Origin of the sequence: Winogradskyella sp. 4-2091 (assembly GCF_045765065.1) — a bacterium.
GTDB lineage: Bacteria > Bacteroidota > Bacteroidia > Flavobacteriales > Flavobacteriaceae > Winogradskyella.
Genome location: NZ_JBJKOD010000016.1, coordinates 1 through 17,636, shown reverse-complemented (window position 1 = coordinate 17,636; position 17,636 = coordinate 1). Strand labels below are relative to the sequence as shown.

Genomic DNA, 17,636 nt, shown 5'->3' with positions numbered 1-17,636 from the left:
ATTACAATATATAGATATTCGTTACTCTATTAAGAGTGCATTAATCTATTATAAAACAGTTCTTATTTTTTTAATCTCATATATTATTTCATTAATTTTGTAATTATAATATGGAAGAACTAACCCTCACAACACCAGCGCTTTTGTTCTCAGCAATTTCTTTAATTATGCTGGCCTATACAAATCGATTTTTAGCATATGCTGCTATTATAAGAAATTTAAGTGAAAAGTATATTGAGCATAAAAGTGCTTCTATTTTAAGGCAAATAAATAATTTAAAATTGCGGGTAAAATTAACAAGGTATATGCAAATTACAGGCATAAGTAGTTTGTTATTCTGTGTGCTTACCATGTTTTTAATTTATATAGATTTTAATGTTATAGCTATTTGGGCGTTTGGTTTAGGCTTATTGCTACTTATAGTTTCACTGTTATTTCTAATTTGGGAAATACAGATCTCTGCTAAGGCTTTACAACATCATTTAGTAGATATTGAAGATCATTTAATAAATTAAAAAAAAATATAAATAAATTGTGACGTCTTAAATAAAGAGGTGTCTTAATACTAATAACTAACTAATTTTATCAAAAATTCCCTTGACAAAAGACGCTATTCATAGCCTAACCGATGAAGCGCTTGTAGAAGCTATCGTGAAAACCAATGACACTATGTTGTTCGAGGTGCTGTACGACAGATATGCGAGTATGGTTTATAATAAATGTTATGGTTTTGCCAATGGAGTAGATGAAGCTAAGGATTTAACACAAGATGTTTTTTTAAGGGTCTTTGTGAAATTAGCAAGTTTTAAAGGACGTTCTAAATTTTCTACATGGTTATATGCATTTACATATAATCATTGTGTAAATTATGTCACGAGAAACACGGCTAAAAAATTAGAGAAAAAATCTATTAGTTCTGAAGTTATTGACATTGAAAATATAGGAGAAGATATTGATTCTACACTCGAGTTTGCGGACATGAGAGTAGAACAATTGAAGAAAGTTATGGAGTTGATATCTCCAGATGAAAAAATGATTTTATTATTAAAATATCAAGATAATTTATCAATAAAAGAATTATCTGCGGCTTTAGATATAGGAGAAAGCGCAGTTAAAATGCGATTAAAAAGAGCGAAAGAAAAACTAGTACAGAAGTACACAAATTATACAAAAGATGGAAAATCCATTTAGTAAAATAGATCAGCCTTTAAAGGAAGTTCCTGCGGAACTGAAAGGGAAAGTTATGCATGATATTGCAATGGCTAAGCTTTTTATGGAAATAGCTGAATTATTTTCGTATAATATTGGGCATGTCATTGATAGTGTAACTAGTAAACGCGTAAAATAGGATACTTAATAAACCCTAACAAAAAATTATTAGTATGGAAAAAATGAATGAATTTTCAGATGTAGCAATGAAGTCTCTAACAAATATTTGGTTAGAGATTACCAAAATATTTCCAAATATTATTGGAGCACTTATTGTGTTAATTATAGGTTGGATTGTTACTAAGTTAATTGTAAAAGTAATTAAAAAAGTTTTAAAATTAGCCAAAACACATAAACTTGATGAAAAGATTAATGAAATAGAAATCATTGAAGGTAAGGAGCTTAATTTTAATACAGTAAAAGTTGTTTCTAAGGCTGTAAAGTATATAATGTATATTGTGTTGCTGGTAACAGCATCAGATATAATGGGCTTAGATATTATAACACAACAGATTAGTGATTTAATTTCTTACTTGCCAAAACTTTTTGCCGCACTTATTGTATTTATTGTAGGTCTTTTATTTGCTAATTTCGTTAAGAATGGCCTTAAATCACTTTTTGAATCTATGGATTTGTCTGGTGGTAAAATGATTAGTCAGGTTGTGTTTTTCTTATTGTTAACTTTTATTTCTGTTACAGCTTTAAATCAAGCAGGTATTGATACTGAGATAATTACTAACAATATTAATATGATTATTGCTGCTTTTTTATTAGCTTTTGCCATTGCTTTTGGTTTAGGTGCGAGAGAAGTAGTAGGTAAGTTGTTAAATACTTTTTATGCGCGTAAAACCTATGAGGTTGGGCAAAAAATTATTTTCAATAATGAAACATATTCAATTGATGCTGTGCAAAGCATTTCTGTAATTTTAAAAAATAAAGAAGGTAAACTTATTGTTCCTATAAAAGATATAGTAGAAAATCAAGTACAATTGCAGGATTAACTATGAGGTTAGGGTCATGGATTCTGTGTTTACACGGGATACGATCCTGCTAGTACTTGAGATTATAAAGCCCTTTTCATTTATTTGATAAGGGTTTTTTTTATGATGTAACGTGTGTAAAAAGAAACAATACATCTAAGAATATCCTTATATTAACTATCCGAGAAAGAGGATCAAACGTTAACACTATGAAAATTCATGGATTTATAATTTTTGTAATTATTGCTTTCACATTGATGGGTTGTGAAAATGATGAAAATAACCCACAAGAAGCAATAGAAGAGAGTTACTTATTTGAAGATGGGTTTGAAACTCAAAATGACCTATTGGAGGAGTTGTTTCCTACTAATGGTATGCGATGGGCCACAATTCAACAGACAGATCCAACAGACGCAACTAACGAAATTTCAATTTCAAATACTCAATTCAATGAAGGGCAAAATGCACTACGTGTTCTTGCTTATCAATCAGATTCGGACTTGTCAAAAATAGATATAGAAAAGAATGGGTTAAATATTGTTGTAGGAGATATAGTTAAAATAAGCGCTAACTTTTATATCGTTGGCACTGAACCTATCGAAAATCTATTGCTCCTTGATTTAGAGTGTTGTTCTTGTTGGGACCCAAATGTTGGCAGTAATTATGGTTCTGAAAACCAATGTCCTGGTGTTAGATTAATGATGTCTGGTGGTAATGATTATTTGTCAATTGAAAGAGGAAAAATTTCTGGAACTACAATGCAACAAACAACGTTAGCTTTTCCAAGAAATCAATGGGTTACTGTACTATGGGAAATGACTATGTCAGATAATGAAGATGGACTTAACCGATTAACAATTAATGGTACTGAAGTTATCAATGAAGCCGGAATGAATATGCCAAATGCACAAGTTTTTATAGATGTCTTTCTAAATCAAGGTATTGATTTTACCCTACAAGAACCTGCTTCTTACGAACGTGTTCAAGTAGGTGTAACCGCTAATCCTACAGCTGGAAATATAGAATTATTTGTAGATGATTTTTCAATAAAAGTAGAATGAAATTCTGTTAACAAAACTGTAGCCAACAACTACTTTTTATTACGACGATTATAATTCTTGTCGCCTCGTGTTTTTGGCTTCTTGTATTTTGCTGCTATCTTAAACTTATAAGAACCACCTAAATTTTCTTTTGAATTCTTTTCAGACTTTTCATGAAAAGCTGGTCCTGGAGCATCAGCATCACTTCGTTTTATAGGATTGTTACGCTCTCTAATTTGTGGACGTTCTTCTTCAATAAGTTCGGTAGAAACTTCAACACTTTCAGGAATCTCAAGCGTTTCAATTTTCATTTGCATTAATTCCTCAATACGTTCTAAACCTTCTTTTTCTTTATCAGTAGACATTAAAATGGTATGACCTTGCTTTTCGGCTCTTCCGGTTCTACCAATTCTATGCATGTAGTTCTCTGGATAATCTGGTGTATCAAAATTAATAACATGAGAAACACCTTCTATATCTAAACCTCTTGCCATAACATCTGTGGCAACAAGCAATCGGTTTTCGCCCTCTCTAAATTGTTCAATACTACGTAATCGGTAATTTTGTGTTTTATTAGAGTGAATAACACAAGATTCACTTGGGAATAATTCTTCGAGTTGATTAAATAATCGGTCAGCCATTTTCTTATAAGCCACAAAGATTAAAACTCTTGAAAATTCTTCTTTATCATGAAGTAAATATTCTAACAAATTTACTTTGGTGTAAAAGTTAGGCACATCATAACGTTCTTGTTTAATGTTTTCTAAAGGTGTACCCGAAACGGCAATTGATATTTTAGTAGGATTAGTGAAAAAATCAGTAATTAATTCATCAACATCTTTAGTCATCGTTGCCGAAAACATGATGTTTTGTCTGCGTTGTGGAAGAATATCAAAAATGTTCATCAGTTGATGCCTAAAACCTAAGTCTAGCATCACATCAACTTCATCAATCACTAATTTCTGAATAGATTTTAGTTGCAACACTCTGCTTACAGCTAAATCGTATAAGCGTCCTGGTGTCGCTACAATAATATCTTGGCCTTGTGCAACAGCTTGTTTTTGTGTATTTATATTGGTGCCACCATAAACACCCAAAACTCGGTTGTTAATGTATTTAGAGAATTTTTCAATCTCACTAACCACTTGTACCACTAATTCTCTGGTTGGTACTAAAACCAAAACTCTAGGATTATCTTGTCTAGAATATTTTAGATTCCTTAAAATAGGTAGCATATAGGCCAATGTTTTACCAGTACCAGTTTGTGCAATACCAACAACATCTTTACCAGATGCTACCACACTAAATGATTCTTCCTGAATTGGAGTAGGTGTGGTAAACCCTAAATCATCTAAGGCGTTATATAAAGGTGTGTTTAAATTTAGGTCTTGAAAAGTCACGTTGCAAAGTTTTGTGCAAAGCTACCATTTTATTATTCAACTTAAGATAAAAGGTTTTTTTCTATTTCAATGCTATAGTCGGCTTCAAAAATGGCACCAGATTTTAAACTCAAAACCCCTTCTTTGTTTTCAAGTTTTTGGTCTGTAGTTTCATTATCAGCAATACCCAACCAAGGCTCAATACAAACGTAAGGTGCATTTGGTTTTGCCCAAATACCTAATTGCTTAAAACCTCTGAAGTTAACGGTTAAAACTTTGCCTTTTATTTTGTGTGTTAAGCTTACAACCCTAGATTTTAAATCTTTAAAAATTAAAGCATCAGCATTAAATAAATCGGGTCTTAAATTAATTTTATGTCCATCAGAAAACGCAGGTCTTGTTTCGTTGGTTAATAGCCCATTATCCATATTTAATAGATAAGTTTCGCTGTCTTCGTTGTGTTCAAAATCTAAAAAATAATCAGTGTAATCTTCATCTTTCGTCAATGGACAATTAAAAGCAGGATGTCCGCCTAAGGAGAAATAAAGCGTCTTTTTATCACGATTTGTAACTGTATGATTAATGGTTAATATATTTTCTGTAAGTGTATAGGTAATTTCAAACTCAAACAAAAATGGATATAGCTCATAAAGCTTATCATTAGATGATAAACTAAATGTGATACTAGAATCGGATTGACTTTTAACTACAAAATTATCGTTATGTCTTACAAATCCATGCTTAGGCATGTGGTATGTTTTGTTATTATAAGTATAGTTGTCGTCTTTCATGCAACCTATTATAGGAAATAAGTTTGGTGCATGACTTCCCCAAAATTCAGGGTTTGCTTGCCATAAAAATTCAGTGTCATTTTTTGCTGAAGTAATATTACATAATTCGGCACCTTTAGATTTTATGTTGATTTGTAATAAGTCATTTTTTAAACTATACATATCTTCTTATTTTTTCTGAAATATACAATTCTTGATATTTTTTCGCTAGTAAAATTAATATTTATCCTTCAAAATTTTCAATTACAATTATTAGCTTTAGTCTTCAGATTAATACAAATTAATCTTTTAAAATAACCCTAAAGTCCCCTCAAGGGGACAGTCTCATTGTTGTGCTTAAAGAAATATTTAGAATTGTCCTCTTGAGGGGACTTTAGGGGTGTAAAATCAGAATAAATAAATATTTTTCCATACCTCAAACATTAAAATGGCAATTAAGAAAATCATATTAATTCAGTAACTTGCAGCAATTATTTTCCTATTGAGAACAACACAAATTCATCAGCCTAAAAATTTAGAAAGCTTTAAGCAAAATCTATTGCTTTGGTCGCAACAATTCGATGATGTTTTGTGGTTAGATTCTAACAACCATACTGACCAATACACTAATTACGATGCCGTTTTGGTAGTTGATGCGTTTACAACTCTTCGTACAGATTTTTTTGATGCCTTTGAACGTTTAAAAGAATATCAAACATCAACAAAAGACTGGATATTTGGCTATTTAACCTACGATTTAAAAAATACCACAGAACGCCTAAAGTCTCAAAATTTTGATGGTTTAGAGTTTCCTGATTTGTATTTCTTTCAACCTAAAAAACTGTTTTTGTTTAAAGATAATCAAGTTGAAATTCAATATTTAAGAATGGTTGATGATGAGATTGAAGATGATATAAGATTAATTGAGTCTATTGTCATTTCTAACGTAGTCGAGAATCCTCATAATCCAGTAAAAATTAAACTAAGAATTCATAAAGACGATTATTTCGAAAAGGTCACTAAAATGCTAGCACACATTCAAAGAGGCGATATTTACGAAGCCAATTTTTGCCAAGAATTCTATGCGGAAAACAGCGAAATAAATCCACTTGAAACCTTTAAGAAACTTAACGAAATCTCAAAACCACCATTTGCAAGTTTTTTAAAGTTTGAGGATAAATATATGATGTCTGCTTCGCCAGAACGCTACATTAAAAAAGAAAGCATAACAGTAATTTCGCAGCCTATAAAAGGTACAGCGAAACGTTCTACAAATAAAACAGAAGACCTAAAACTCGCAGACGATTTATCTAAAGATTTAAAAGAGCGAAGCGAAAACATTATGATTGTAGATTTGGTAAGAAATGATTTATCGCATACAGCCATAAAAGGAAGTGTAGAAGTGAAGGAGCTGTGCAAAGTATATTCCTTTTTGCAAGTCCACCAAATGATTTCTACGGTTCAATCTCAAGTAGAATCAGATACAAATCCAGTAGATATTATTAAAACTACGTTTCCAATGGGAAGCATGACAGGTGTTCCAAAATTATCGGCAATGCAAATTATTGAAAACCTAGAAGAAACCAAACGCGGTTTATACTCTGGTTCAGTTGGTTATTTTACACCAAATGGCGATTTCGATTTTAATGTTATTATTAGAAGTATCCTTTATAACGAATCAAAAAAATACATTTCATATTCAGTAGGAGGAGCCATCACAGCAAAAAGCGACCCTCTTAAAGAATATGAAGAATGTTTGGTTAAAGCCAAAGCGATGCGTGAAGTCTTGGAGAAGCCCCTTTAATTCCCCAAAGGGGGAAAACTAATACACGAGAAATACATGTGCGACTGATTCTTTCTTTTGCGACTCTGCGTCTTTGCGAGAGAAATTAACGATTTGCTACTCAATATGTCTTCTAAACGTGCGCTTAACCTTATCAAAAATAGCTTCAATACGTTTTTGTTCAATTTTTTTAATTTTAGCAATAGATTCAAAATCTAATTTTCCAAAAATGTATAAATCCATTATGTTAGAGACATTAAATGGTAACCAGTTGTAAAGTTTATCAAATGCTCTAGGCGATTGTTTAGTGGATAAATCTTTAACTTCAAAAGCGTTTAAAATAGAGGTTTCTTTATCAGAATACAGTTGTAATAATTCGCCTTCGTTTTGGTTGTAAGATATATCGTTGAGCTCTGTGTTTAAAATAAAATCAAAATCGCCATCAATAGTGTAATCTTCACTAAGTTTCGATAGTTCTTTTTTTAGCAAAGCATCTGTGCTAATCGTTTCTTTATGGTGCGCTTCGTTTTTAAAAAGTACATTCATATAATTATCAACTATTTTAAATAGCTCAAGTTTTACAGCTAAAGGTTCTGCTTCAATGTCAAAATCTTTATCATAGAGTTCAATAATACTCTCGTCAATAATTCCGTTTGAGGAAAACATATTTTTTGGTAAAATGCCTGTAGATTCAGCAATATAAATTCTGTGTTTTACATAAGGATGTAAATGTGGTATGGCAGAAAGCACCTTTTTTTCAAAGGCATTTCGTGCTGTTTCTGATGTTAATTCTTCTGATACACTCATGACCTGTTATTTTTAAATTCATTTAAAGTTAAATAAAAAGTAAATACATCAATATGATAAATGTCATTTTAACAGCAGTCATTTTGGCTTAAATAACATTAAACTTTGCTGATTAGAGGCTCATTTGGATTGAATAATTTCAATATCTTTGAGCTGTGCTAATAGACTTCAAAAATCATATAATTGATAAGCTTTCCATGTTGAATGACTGCAAACTACTCATTGCTATTTCGGGTGGAATAGACAGTGTGGTATTAGCGCATTTATGTCAAAACTTGAATTTGAATTTCTCACTAGCACACTGCAATTTTAATTTAAGAGCAGAGGAAAGTGATAAAGACGAAGCCTTTGTTGTGGAAATGGCAGAAGATTTTGATGTTGAAGTTTTTGTTCAGAATTTTAATACAGAAGCTTATGCCACAGAACATAAGCGTTCTATACAAATGGCAGCTCGAGAGTTGCGTTACGATTGGTTTAAGGAATTGGCAGAACAGCTAAATTTCGATTATATTCTTACAGCGCATCATGCAGATGATAATCTAGAAACCTTTCTTATCAACTTTACAAGAGGAACTGGGCTGAATGGTTTAACCGGAATCCCAATGATAAATGATAATGTGGTAAGACCATTGTTGCCATTTTCTAGAATTCAAATTGAAGCCTTCGCAAAAGCGCATCAAATTACCTGGCGAGAAGATGCCAGTAATGCATCTAGAAAATATCTGAGGAATAAGTTAAGGCACGAAGTAGTGCCAATTTTAAAAGAAATCAATCCGCAATTATTAGACAGTTTTCAAAATACGCTGAGTCATCTTAACGATACACAACTGATTGTTGAAGACCAATTAATGGATTTTAAAAAGCGAGCTATTATTTCGGAAGATGATTTAGGAACTACCTATAAGATTTCAGAATTTAAAGCCGTTAAAAATCCAAAAGCTTATTTATTTGAGCTATTTAAAAATTATGGATTCACTGAGTGGAATGATGTAGCGGATTTATTAGATGCGCAATCTGGTAAATTGGTAAAATCTAACTCACATCGTTTAATCAAACATCGTGAGTTTTTAATTCTAACAGAATTAAAGGATTTTGAGGAAAGTGAAACATCTCTTTTTATAGAAGAAAGTGATAGTAATGTAAACACACCTTTTGGCAGAATAAATTTTAATAATGTTGAAGCAATTTCAGAAACCTCAAACCACATTATTTACGTTGATAAAGACCTTTTAAAATTTCCGTTAGAATTAAGACTTTGGAAAGAAGGAGACACATTTCAACCGTTAGGAATGTCAGGTAAAAAGAAAATTAGCAAATACCTAAAAGACGAAAAAGCATCATTAGTAGAAAAGGAAAATACTTGGGTGTTAACTTCAGAAAATAAAGTAATTTGGGTCGTTGGTAAACGTGCAGATGAACGGTTTAAAGTAAGAACCAATACAAAAGCAATACTTAAAGTGATTATTTAGTTTTTTAAACTTAAGTGATTGTAATAGAATAGAATAGATATAAAATTAGTCTATTTAAATAATAGAAATAAATTAAACAATTTGAAATTAAAAGGAAACATTGTAGACATTGAGAATCGTAACATCTTCAAAGGAGAAATCACGATTAAAGATGGAAAGATTGCGGCTGTAGAAAAGAAAGACTGTGAAGAGAATCATTTCATTTTACCAGGTTTTATAGATGCACATATTCATATTGAAAGCTCAATGTTAGTGCCAAGCGAATTTGCAAAAATTGCGGTAAATCACGGAACCGTTGCTACCGTTTCTGATCCACACGAAATTGCCAATGTGCTTGGTGTAAAAGGTGTGGAGTTTATGATAGAAAACGGAAAACAAACCCCTTTTAAATTCAACTTTGGAGCACCTTCTTGTGTGCCAGCAACAAGTTTTGAATCCGCAGGAGCTATTATAGATTCTGATGATATTAAAACCTTAATGGAAAATCCAGACATTAAATATTTGGCCGAAATGATGAATTATCCAGGCGTTATTTATGATGATGCGGAAGTGCTGAAGAAAATAGAATGGGCAAAACATTATAATAAGCCTATTGATGGACATGCGCCAGGATTGCGAGGCGACGATTTAACAAAGTATATCTCTGCAGGAATTTCAACTGACCACGAGTGTTTCTCTTTTGATGAAGGTTTAGAGAAGCTTCAAAAAGGCATGAAAGTTATTATTAGAGAAGGTAGTGCTGCTAAAAATTTTGAAGCTTTAATCGATTTGCTAGACGAACATTATAAAAATATGATGTTTTGCAGTGATGATAAGCATCCAGATGATTTGTTATTAGGTCATATCAATCAAATATGTGCAAGAGCTGTAGCTAAAGGCAATGATGTTTTTAAAGTTTTGCAAGCAGCGTGTGTAAATCCTGTTAAGCATTACAATTTAGATGTCGGGTTGCTCAATATTGACGACAATGCGGATTGTATTGTTGTGGAAGATTTAAAGGGCTTTAAAACGCTTCAAACATATATTAATGGCAAACTGGTTTCAGATAATGGTGTTTCAAAAGTGAAACATGTAGAGTTTGAAAACCTTAATAATTTCAACACTACTAAAAAAGAAGTTTCAGATTTTAGATTAGCATCAAAGGCTAAGGAAATTAGAGTGATAGAATGCTTAGATGGCGAATTAATTACCAATGAGATTATCGCAGCATCTACAATTAAAGAGGGAAATTTAGTCTCTAATATAGATACTGATATTTTAAAGATGACGGTTGTAAATCGTTATAATAATGATGCGCCTGCTATTGCCTTTATTAAAAACTACGGACTAAAAGAAGGTGCTATTGCGAGTTCTGTTGGTCACGATTCGCATAATATAATCGCTATTGGTGTTTCGGACGAAGCTATTTGCAAAGCAGTTAACCTTTTAATTGAAAATGAAGGTGGTATTTGTGCGATTTCAGACACGGAAGAAAAAGTAATTCCGTTGCCAGTTGCTGGTATTATGAGCGACCAAAATGCAGAAATTATAGGTAAGCATTATTCCGAATTAGATAAAATGGCAAAGGAATTAGGTAGTAAACTTCATGCGCCTTATATGAGTTTGTCTTTTATGGCTTTATTGGTTATTCCTGTGCTAAAACTAAGCGATAAAGGCCTTTTTAATGGTGGGAAATTTGAATTTACGTCTGTCGAGGTGTCTTAAATTTTAACAATGTTTAGGCAATTAAATTATTAAATTGCAACAAAATCATCAATCATGAAAAATATACTATTAGCTGTGGCTTTTTTGTTCACAGCAATTGGTAGTGCGCAATTAGTGTCTACAAGTAGCGTGACAGTTGGAGGAGCAGGTGACTATACAAATCAACCATATGTGCCACAAGCTAAATTTTCGCGTACACAAACCATTTATTATCCTGAGCAAATTAAATTTAATGGTGAGATTACTGGCCTAAGATTTTTTACGGCATTTTCTAATAGTACAACATCTCCAACTCCAAATACAAGCTTAATTTTTAAAATAGGACATACTACTAAAGAGGAATTTGTATCTGGCGATGGTTTTATACCTGATGAGGATTTAACCGAAATTGGAATCACAACATATTATGCAAATGCGTATGAGTTTATTTTAATTTTTGATGAATCTTTTACATATAATGGAACCGATAATTTGGTAATCGATGTAGAAGATATTAATCCTGGCCACACAACTAGTGCTTTGTTTGGATGGGAAGGCACAGAGAACTTTAATAATCCACCAACAAGGAGTCGTGTAAGTATAACAGAGGAATTTGATGATGGTTCTACTTCAACGTCAGTGTTATTGCAGAATTCTTATGCGAAAACACGTTTTGATGGCAATTTGCAAATTTGTCAAACTGTTTCTGTTATCAGTATGGACAACATAACAGATACAACAGCAGAGTTTACGCTTAGCGATATTCCTGATGCAAACCATTACAGATATGTCATTACCGAAGCTGGTGAAGATATTCCTGAAACTTACACTATAACAAACAATCAAACATTCTCTGTGTCTGGTCTATTGCCTTCACAAGACTATTATGTCAATGTAAAAACAGATTGTGATGCCTTTGGTGTTACATCTGGTTATCGTAGCTTTTATTTTAAAACTAGACCAGAAGTTTTAAGTGTGCCTTATACCATTGATTTTGAATCTGAATTTGAGAGAGATTACGCTGTGCCAAATTACGGTGTGGAAATAAATGGAGAAGCAGCAAATGCAAGTGCATATGGTTTAATGCTCAACGGTCCTGGTTATCCTCAATACCTTGGTTATAATGAGTATGGAGATCCGTTTGAAGAAAATTTAGATTTTATAAGAACTGTGACTATTGATGCAGATTTATCTCAAAATACAACTGAGCCAGTATTAAGATTTGATATTAGTCAGACATCTAGTGCTTATTTGCGTGTTAAAATAAAAGCTTATGCAGATGATAATGTGTATACAGGTGTTGCTGAAGACTTTGTTTTCAATGCAGCGTATGACGATAATAGTTTTAAAACCGTTTCTATAGATTTATCGCAATTTGTAGGTAATCTCGTGACTATAAAATTAGAAAACGTTAGTCGATCTAACAATAATAGAACGTACTTAGATAATATTCAATTATTAGAAAATGATTGTGAGAACATTGCAAATATCTCAGCACTTAGTGCATTAGATAGTATTGCATTAAATTGGGACGCGACAGCTGATGACGACTACGAAGTCATAGCTGCTGAGTTTGACGACATTCTTGGAGTTGATTATATTTCCTCAGATAATAGTAGTCATACGTTTTCAAATTTAACGCCAGCAACATCATATAAACTTTTTGTTCGAAATAGTTGTTCAGTCTCACTGTCACCATGGAAAAAAATCTATGCATCTACAGATCCTGAATATTTAGAACTAGGTTATGATAATTACTTTAGCGACGAATCATCGCTTAATACCGACTTGTTTTCTGTATTGCATAGCGAATCCTCTAAGATAGAGTTTGTGAATTATTCTGTGTACGATAGGTTGGTGCTTCATCAACGCGATTCTAATGCAGAATGGGTTGGAGGAGAGACAACAACAGAATCACAAGCTTGGAATGAAAATAAGGATTTCTTAACGGCTTTAAAATTTAAGATTGATGGTGCATCTTTAGTTGATGGTAATGTAGATATAGAATTTAGACAATTACATCATTATAGTTCTACACCTGCAAATTCATGGTTTAGAATATTAATTAATGGCGTGCAATATGGACCAAGTTATAACCCAATAACGAGATATCAAGATCCAGTTACTGCGATAAGTATAGATTTAGATGCATACATAGGAGATGATATTGTTTTTGAGTTGCAACACGTTGGTCGTACTAAAGATTATTTTTCACTAACGCCAATTGGTGGAGATGGTACATTGATCAATAGAATCGCTTTTACAGGTAATGCGTTGTCTGTGACTGAAGAAGACAGACTTTTAGTTAAGTTATATCCTAATCCTGCTTCATCTGAGTTGTTTCTGGAAGGGCTTCAAAATAATAGTGATATAAAAATTTTAGATTCAAACGGAAGAATGTTAAACTCGTTTAAGTCAATTGGTAATAGTGCTTCCTTGAATATTTCCGACTATAATTCAGGACTATATTTTGCTGAAATTTCTGCAAATAATAAATTACAGACGTATAAATTTATTAAAAACTAACCTAATACACTTAATAAAAAACAACCACTATGTTTATTAGAAAAACAATATCAATTCTTCTTTTATTTTTAACAGTATTAGGATGTAAATCCAATTTGAAAACGACTGATAATAATTTAGAAACTGCAAACGAAGTAGTTAATGAGGTTAAGGCTGTAGCTGAAGAACGTTACAGTCCAATGGATCACTATACTAAGAAAGAGGTGATGATAGAAATGCGAGATGGTATAAAATTACATACAACCATTTACTCGCCAAAAGATATGTCTAAAACATATCCGATTTTAATGAAGCGCACGCCATACAGTTGTAGACCTTACGGAGAAAATGAATTTCCTAGTAAGGTTGGACCAAATAAATATCTTATGGAAGAAGGTAATATTATGGTGTATCAAGATGTGAGAGGTCGTTGGAATAGTGAAGGTGTTTACGATAATATGCGAGCGTACATACCTAATAAAACAGGCAAGCAATTTGATGAAGCTAGTGATACCTATGATACTATTGAATGGTTAGTAAATAATGTTGATAATAATAATGGCAATGTTGGTACTTATGGTATTTCTTATCCAGGGTTTTATGCAACATATTCATTGTTAGACTCGCATCCTGCGTTAAAAGCGGTTTCGCCACAAGCTTGTATTGGAGATTTCTTTTTTGATGATTTTATTCATAATGGTGCATTTTTGTTAAGCTATTGGAGAGTAACTTCGGTTTTTGGTTATATGAAAGATCAGCCAACAACAGAGCCATGGTATAATTTTCCAGATATAGGCACGGAAGACCAACATCAATTCTTTTTAGATCATGTGCCACTAAGTAAGTTGAATCATTTTTATGGAGAAGACAATGTGTTTATGGAGCAAATAAAAACCCATGTCACGTACGATGATTTTTGGAAAGCGCGTGGCATTATTCAGCATTTAAAAGAAATTAAACCAGCTACGATGATTGTAGGTGGTTTGTTTGATGCTGAAGATTTATATGGGCCATTTAATACCTATAAAAGTATTGAAAACAACAGCGAAAACTATAACACCGTTGTTTTTGGGCCTTGGAGTCATGGTGATTGGTCAAGAACTAAAGAACGACAAGTAATTGGAAACATTCACTTTGGAGATAGTATCTCAGATCGTTTTCAAAAAAATGTTGAAACAAAATTTTTTAATCACTTTCTAAAAGGTGAAGCTAATGGTAAAACAGATTTGCCGGAAGCTAGCATGTTTAATACTGGTACAAAGCAATGGGAATCATTTGCGTCTTGGCCTCCAGAAAACACAGTTAAGGAAAGTTATTTTTTGCAACCAAATGAGCGTTTAACGCAACGCGCTAATCGTATGATGGCGACTTCAGACTTTATTAGCGATCCTAAAAAGCCTGTGCCTTATACGGAAGATATAAAAGTTGGGTTTACACCACGTAAATTCATGACAGACGATCAGCGTTTTGCATCGAGACGACCAGATGTTTTAACCTTTGAAACTGAAATTTTAGAAAACGATATTACGCTTGCTGGTGATATTTTAGCGAAGTTGAATGTGTCTACAACAGGAACAGCAGCCGACTGGATTGTTAAGGTAGTTGATGTTTTTCCGTCGGATATGGAAAACACAGAAGACGTACAAGATCATTTAAAACTGAGTAACTATCATATGATGGTAAGGAGTGAAGTGTTGCGTGGACGTTTCAGAAACAGTATGTCTAAGCCAGAACCGTTTGTACCAAATGAGAAAACTGCGGTTAATTTGAAGCTTCAAGATGTGTTTCATACATTTAAAAAAGGACATAAAATTCAAGTACAAGTGCAAAGCACATTTTTCCCTTATATAGATGCGAATCCACAAACGTATGTCGATAATATTTTTGAAGCAAAGGAATCTGATTTTCAGAAGCAAACACATAAGGTTTATAATGATTCTGCTATTGAGTTTACTGTTTTAAAATAACATAAAATTGTTTCCTCGAGCCCAGTTGAAAGGTTGTAATAGAACAAATAAATAATGCCAATAATAGAGCCAACTTATAAACCACCCTTTTGGGCAAAAACGAGTTTTACATCTACTGTGTTTTCTGGTTTAGCACGCAGAGTTGAAGGTGTTGAGCAAATAAGGGAACGAATTACATTACCAGATACAGATTTTTTAGATTTAGATTGGAGCTACGCTAAACAAAAATCAAATAAGGTAATTGTTCTATTACATGGTTTAGAAGGAAGTGCTCAGCGACCATATATTCAAGGAACAGCAAAACTATTTAATGAAAATAATATTGACGCTGTTGGTGTGAATTTTCGAGGTTGCAGTGGTGAACCAAATCGGTTGTTTAGAAGTTATCATTCTGGTGCAACTGAAGATTTAGAAGCTGTTATTCAGCATGTTTTATCTAAGAGTAAATACGATGAAATTTATATAAAAGGTATTAGTCTTGGTGCTAATATGGCTTTAAAATATGCAGGAGAAAAAGTTGATTTACCAAAAGAATTAAAAGCTGTAATTGCAGTTTCAACACCATGTTATTTAAAAGGATCTTGCGAGGCTTTACTAAGTTTAAGAAATAAACATTATGCTATTCGGTTTTTAGCACATCTAAAAGAAAAGCTAAAACCGAAATTAGAGCAATTTCCTCAAAATATTACAATTAAGGATTTTAATTCAATTAAAACTTTAATTGATTTTGATGATGTCTATACGTCAAAAGCACATGGATTCAATGGCGCTTTAGATTATTATGACAAGGCCAGTTGTTTGCAATTTCTTCCAGATATTAAAGTACCTTCTTTAATTATTAATGCACTCAACGATTCGTTTTTATCGCCTGAATGTTTTCCTGTTAAGGAAGCTAAACACAATTCTAATTTGTATTTAGAAATGCCAAAACATGGAGGTCATGTTGGTTTTATAGACAAAGGAAATGTGTATTATAACGAAAAACGTGCTTTGGATTTTGTGAATGGGCTTCCTTGAGTAAAAATCTTTTCATAACTTTAAGTCAAATAAATTGATGCCTATGAAGTTCCTCAAATCATTTCAGTATAAAACAGTATTGAAATCTATTTCCATAAAATCTTTTGTGGGAATTGCTTTCGTAGCAATGGTTTTAGTGTCTTGCCAAAGTCTTAAAACAGCAGTTTTTGATCAATATTCTTACCAACAAGCCATCTCATTAAAAGTGGAAGGTCTTAACTTAATGGATGAGGCTGTAAATGATTTTACGCAACATGCGGCTGAAGTTAAAACACTACGATTAGATCTTCAAAAAATTATGGAATATGAAAAGAACAAGCCAGACAATGAAGTGAGTTATGCAATGTGGAAATCAATTGCAAATGAAGAGCGAAACTTATTAGCTGGATTTCTTAAGCGCTGGAAAGAAAAGAATCAATTATCTCAGGTATTTATAGATGAGGCAAAAATTCAAGTTTCTGAATCTATTGATCTTATTATTAAATATGAGGGTCAAAAGAATAAAACCAACGAAACTAAGATTCTTAACTTTTTAAACTAGTTACCAAAACAAATACATCGTATAAAATGGATATAGAAGAACTTTTAAAGCTTTTAAAGGACGAATTACTTTTAGTATTGGGAGAAAGTTATGGTGATTTTAAAAAAGAAACCAAAGCAGATGTGGAAGCGTTTTTAACGCTGTCTAAAGTTAAAATTGAACGCTGGACCAAGTTGCTGCAAGCAGGCGAGCTCACGGTAGATGACTATAAGTGGCTGTTAGAGAGTCAAAAAGATGTATTAATCTTAAATGCCCTTTATCAAGCTGGTGTTTCAAAACTACGTTTAGGACATTTGAAAAATAAGATTATAAAAACTATTGTAAATACAGTGATAACAATCATTATTTAACAAAATGCTATTTGTTATCAAATCGAGGTTGATTTAGTAAATCACTTTTAGTGTCTTCTAAATATTCATAAACCCACTCTTGTTTTATAAATTTAAAACCTTTTATTTTAAGATGGAGGTTTTTTTTTTTTTTTTT

General features: G+C 32.4%; 16 protein-coding genes. 13 read left to right on the top strand and 3 right to left on the bottom strand.

Features of this window, described 5'->3' with window-relative positions; all coding sequences use genetic code 11:
- Positions 1-110: 110 nt before the first annotated feature.
- The 5 genes from ACJBCC_RS15605 (at position 111) to ACJBCC_RS15585 (ending at position 3,250) form a co-directional block, all read left to right on the top strand.
- Positions 111-515, top strand: a complete 405-nt coding sequence (locus ACJBCC_RS15605; RefSeq protein WP_407557707.1) for a DUF2721 domain-containing protein — start codon at positions 111-113, stop codon at positions 513-515.
- An 82-nt stretch (positions 516-597) separates the two neighbouring features.
- Positions 598-1,191, top strand: a complete 594-nt coding sequence (locus tag ACJBCC_RS15600) for an RNA polymerase sigma factor (RefSeq protein WP_407557706.1) — start codon at positions 598-600, stop codon at positions 1,189-1,191.
- Positions 1,175-1,348, top strand: coding sequence for a hypothetical protein (locus ACJBCC_RS15595; RefSeq protein WP_407557705.1), 174 nt, complete (start codon positions 1,175-1,177; stop codon positions 1,346-1,348). Before ACJBCC_RS15600 ends, ACJBCC_RS15595 begins: the two co-directional genes overlap by 17 nt.
- 34 nt (positions 1,349-1,382) lie before the next feature.
- Positions 1,383-2,210, top strand: a complete 828-nt coding sequence (locus tag ACJBCC_RS15590) for a mechanosensitive ion channel family protein (protein ID WP_407557704.1) — start codon at positions 1,383-1,385, stop codon at positions 2,208-2,210.
- A 188-nt stretch (positions 2,211-2,398) separates the two neighbouring features.
- The gene (locus ACJBCC_RS15585; RefSeq protein ID WP_407557703.1) at positions 2,399-3,250 is read left to right on the top strand and encodes a hypothetical protein; all 852 of its coding nucleotides are present in this window, start codon (positions 2,399-2,401) and stop codon (positions 3,248-3,250) included.
- Positions 3,251-3,279: 29 nt separating this feature from the next.
- Here ACJBCC_RS15585 and ACJBCC_RS15580 read toward each other — a convergent pair whose 3' ends face one another.
- Together ACJBCC_RS15580 and ACJBCC_RS15575 are read right to left on the bottom strand one after the other, a co-directional pair.
- Positions 3,280-4,629, bottom strand: coding sequence for a DEAD/DEAH box helicase (locus tag ACJBCC_RS15580; protein ID WP_299103462.1), 1,350 nt, complete (start codon positions 4,627-4,629; stop codon positions 3,280-3,282).
- 41 nt (positions 4,630-4,670) lie between these two features.
- On the bottom strand, positions 4,671-5,561 hold the full coding sequence (locus ACJBCC_RS15575; protein ID WP_407557702.1) for an aldose 1-epimerase family protein: 891 nt from the start codon (positions 5,559-5,561) through the stop codon (positions 4,671-4,673).
- 319 nt (positions 5,562-5,880) lie between these two features.
- Between ACJBCC_RS15575 and ACJBCC_RS15570 the strand changes: the two genes are divergently transcribed.
- Positions 5,881-7,182: an anthranilate synthase component I family protein gene (locus ACJBCC_RS15570; RefSeq protein WP_407557701.1), complete on the top strand. Its 1,302-nt coding sequence runs from the start codon at positions 5,881-5,883 to the stop codon at positions 7,180-7,182.
- A 96-nt stretch (positions 7,183-7,278) separates the two neighbouring features.
- Here the strand turns inward: ACJBCC_RS15570 and ACJBCC_RS15565 are convergent, their stop codons facing one another.
- A complete protein-coding gene (locus ACJBCC_RS15565; RefSeq protein ID WP_407557700.1) occupies positions 7,279-7,968 on the bottom strand; it encodes a hypothetical protein in 690 nt (229 codons plus the stop codon).
- A 197-nt stretch (positions 7,969-8,165) separates the two neighbouring features.
- On the opposite strand from ACJBCC_RS15565, the gene tilS reads away from it, so the two are divergent.
- The 7 genes from tilS to ACJBCC_RS15530 all read left to right on the top strand — a co-directional run bounded on the left by tilS (position 8,166) and on the right by ACJBCC_RS15530 (position 17,500).
- Positions 8,166-9,437, top strand: coding sequence for a tRNA lysidine(34) synthetase TilS (gene tilS / locus ACJBCC_RS15560; protein WP_407557740.1), 1,272 nt, complete (start codon positions 8,166-8,168; stop codon positions 9,435-9,437).
- A gap of 81 nt (positions 9,438-9,518) precedes the next feature.
- Positions 9,519-11,141 (top strand): adenine deaminase, encoded by a 1,623-nt coding sequence (gene ade / locus ACJBCC_RS15555; RefSeq protein WP_407557699.1) that lies wholly within the window; start codon positions 9,519-9,521, stop codon positions 11,139-11,141.
- 54 nt (positions 11,142-11,195) lie between these two features.
- Entirely contained in the window at positions 11,196-13,646 is a 2,451-nt protein-coding gene (locus ACJBCC_RS15550; protein ID WP_407557698.1) for a T9SS type A sorting domain-containing protein, read from the top strand.
- Positions 13,647-13,825: 179 nt separating this feature from the next.
- Positions 13,826-15,592 (top strand): CocE/NonD family hydrolase, encoded by a 1,767-nt coding sequence (locus ACJBCC_RS15545; protein ID WP_407557739.1) that lies wholly within the window; start codon positions 13,826-13,828, stop codon positions 15,590-15,592.
- Between the two features lie 54 nt (positions 15,593-15,646).
- Positions 15,647-16,609: a YheT family hydrolase gene (locus tag ACJBCC_RS15540; RefSeq protein WP_299103471.1), complete on the top strand. Its 963-nt coding sequence runs from the start codon at positions 15,647-15,649 to the stop codon at positions 16,607-16,609.
- A gap of 43 nt (positions 16,610-16,652) precedes the next feature.
- The gene (locus tag ACJBCC_RS15535) at positions 16,653-17,150 is read left to right on the top strand and encodes a hypothetical protein (RefSeq protein ID WP_407557697.1); all 498 of its coding nucleotides are present in this window, start codon (positions 16,653-16,655) and stop codon (positions 17,148-17,150) included.
- Positions 17,151-17,176: 26 nt separating this feature from the next.
- Positions 17,177-17,500, top strand: coding sequence for a hypothetical protein (locus ACJBCC_RS15530; RefSeq protein ID WP_407557696.1), 324 nt, complete (start codon positions 17,177-17,179; stop codon positions 17,498-17,500).
- Positions 17,501-17,636 lie beyond the last annotated feature (136 nt).

Coding starts and splice junctions, on each gene's coding strand:
- ACJBCC_RS15590 (WP_407557704.1), top strand. CDS start 1,383: ATGGAAAAAATGAATGAATTTTCAGATGTAGCAATGAAGTCTCTAACA.
- ACJBCC_RS15595 (WP_407557705.1), top strand. CDS start 1,175: ATGGAAAATCCATTTAGTAAAATAGATCAGCCTTTAAAGGAAGTTCCT.
- ACJBCC_RS15530 (WP_407557696.1), top strand. CDS start 17,177: ATGGATATAGAAGAACTTTTAAAGCTTTTAAAGGACGAATTACTTTTA.
- ACJBCC_RS15535 (WP_407557697.1), top strand. CDS start 16,653: ATGAAGTTCCTCAAATCATTTCAGTATAAAACAGTATTGAAATCTATT.
- ACJBCC_RS15605 (WP_407557707.1), top strand. CDS start 111: ATGGAAGAACTAACCCTCACAACACCAGCGCTTTTGTTCTCAGCAATT.
- ACJBCC_RS15545 (WP_407557739.1), top strand. CDS start 13,826: ATGGATCACTATACTAAGAAAGAGGTGATGATAGAAATGCGAGATGGT.
- ACJBCC_RS15565 (WP_407557700.1), bottom strand. CDS start 7,968: ATGAGTGTATCAGAAGAATTAACATCAGAAACAGCACGAAATGCCTTT.
- ACJBCC_RS15540 (WP_299103471.1), top strand. CDS start 15,647: ATGCCAATAATAGAGCCAACTTATAAACCACCCTTTTGGGCAAAAACG.
- ACJBCC_RS15585 (WP_407557703.1), top strand. CDS start 2,399: ATGAAAATTCATGGATTTATAATTTTTGTAATTATTGCTTTCACATTG.
- ACJBCC_RS15550 (WP_407557698.1), top strand. CDS start 11,196: ATGAAAAATATACTATTAGCTGTGGCTTTTTTGTTCACAGCAATTGGT.
- tilS (WP_407557740.1), top strand. CDS start 8,166: ATGTTGAATGACTGCAAACTACTCATTGCTATTTCGGGTGGAATAGAC.
- ACJBCC_RS15575 (WP_407557702.1), bottom strand. CDS start 5,561: ATGTATAGTTTAAAAAATGACTTATTACAAATCAACATAAAATCTAAA.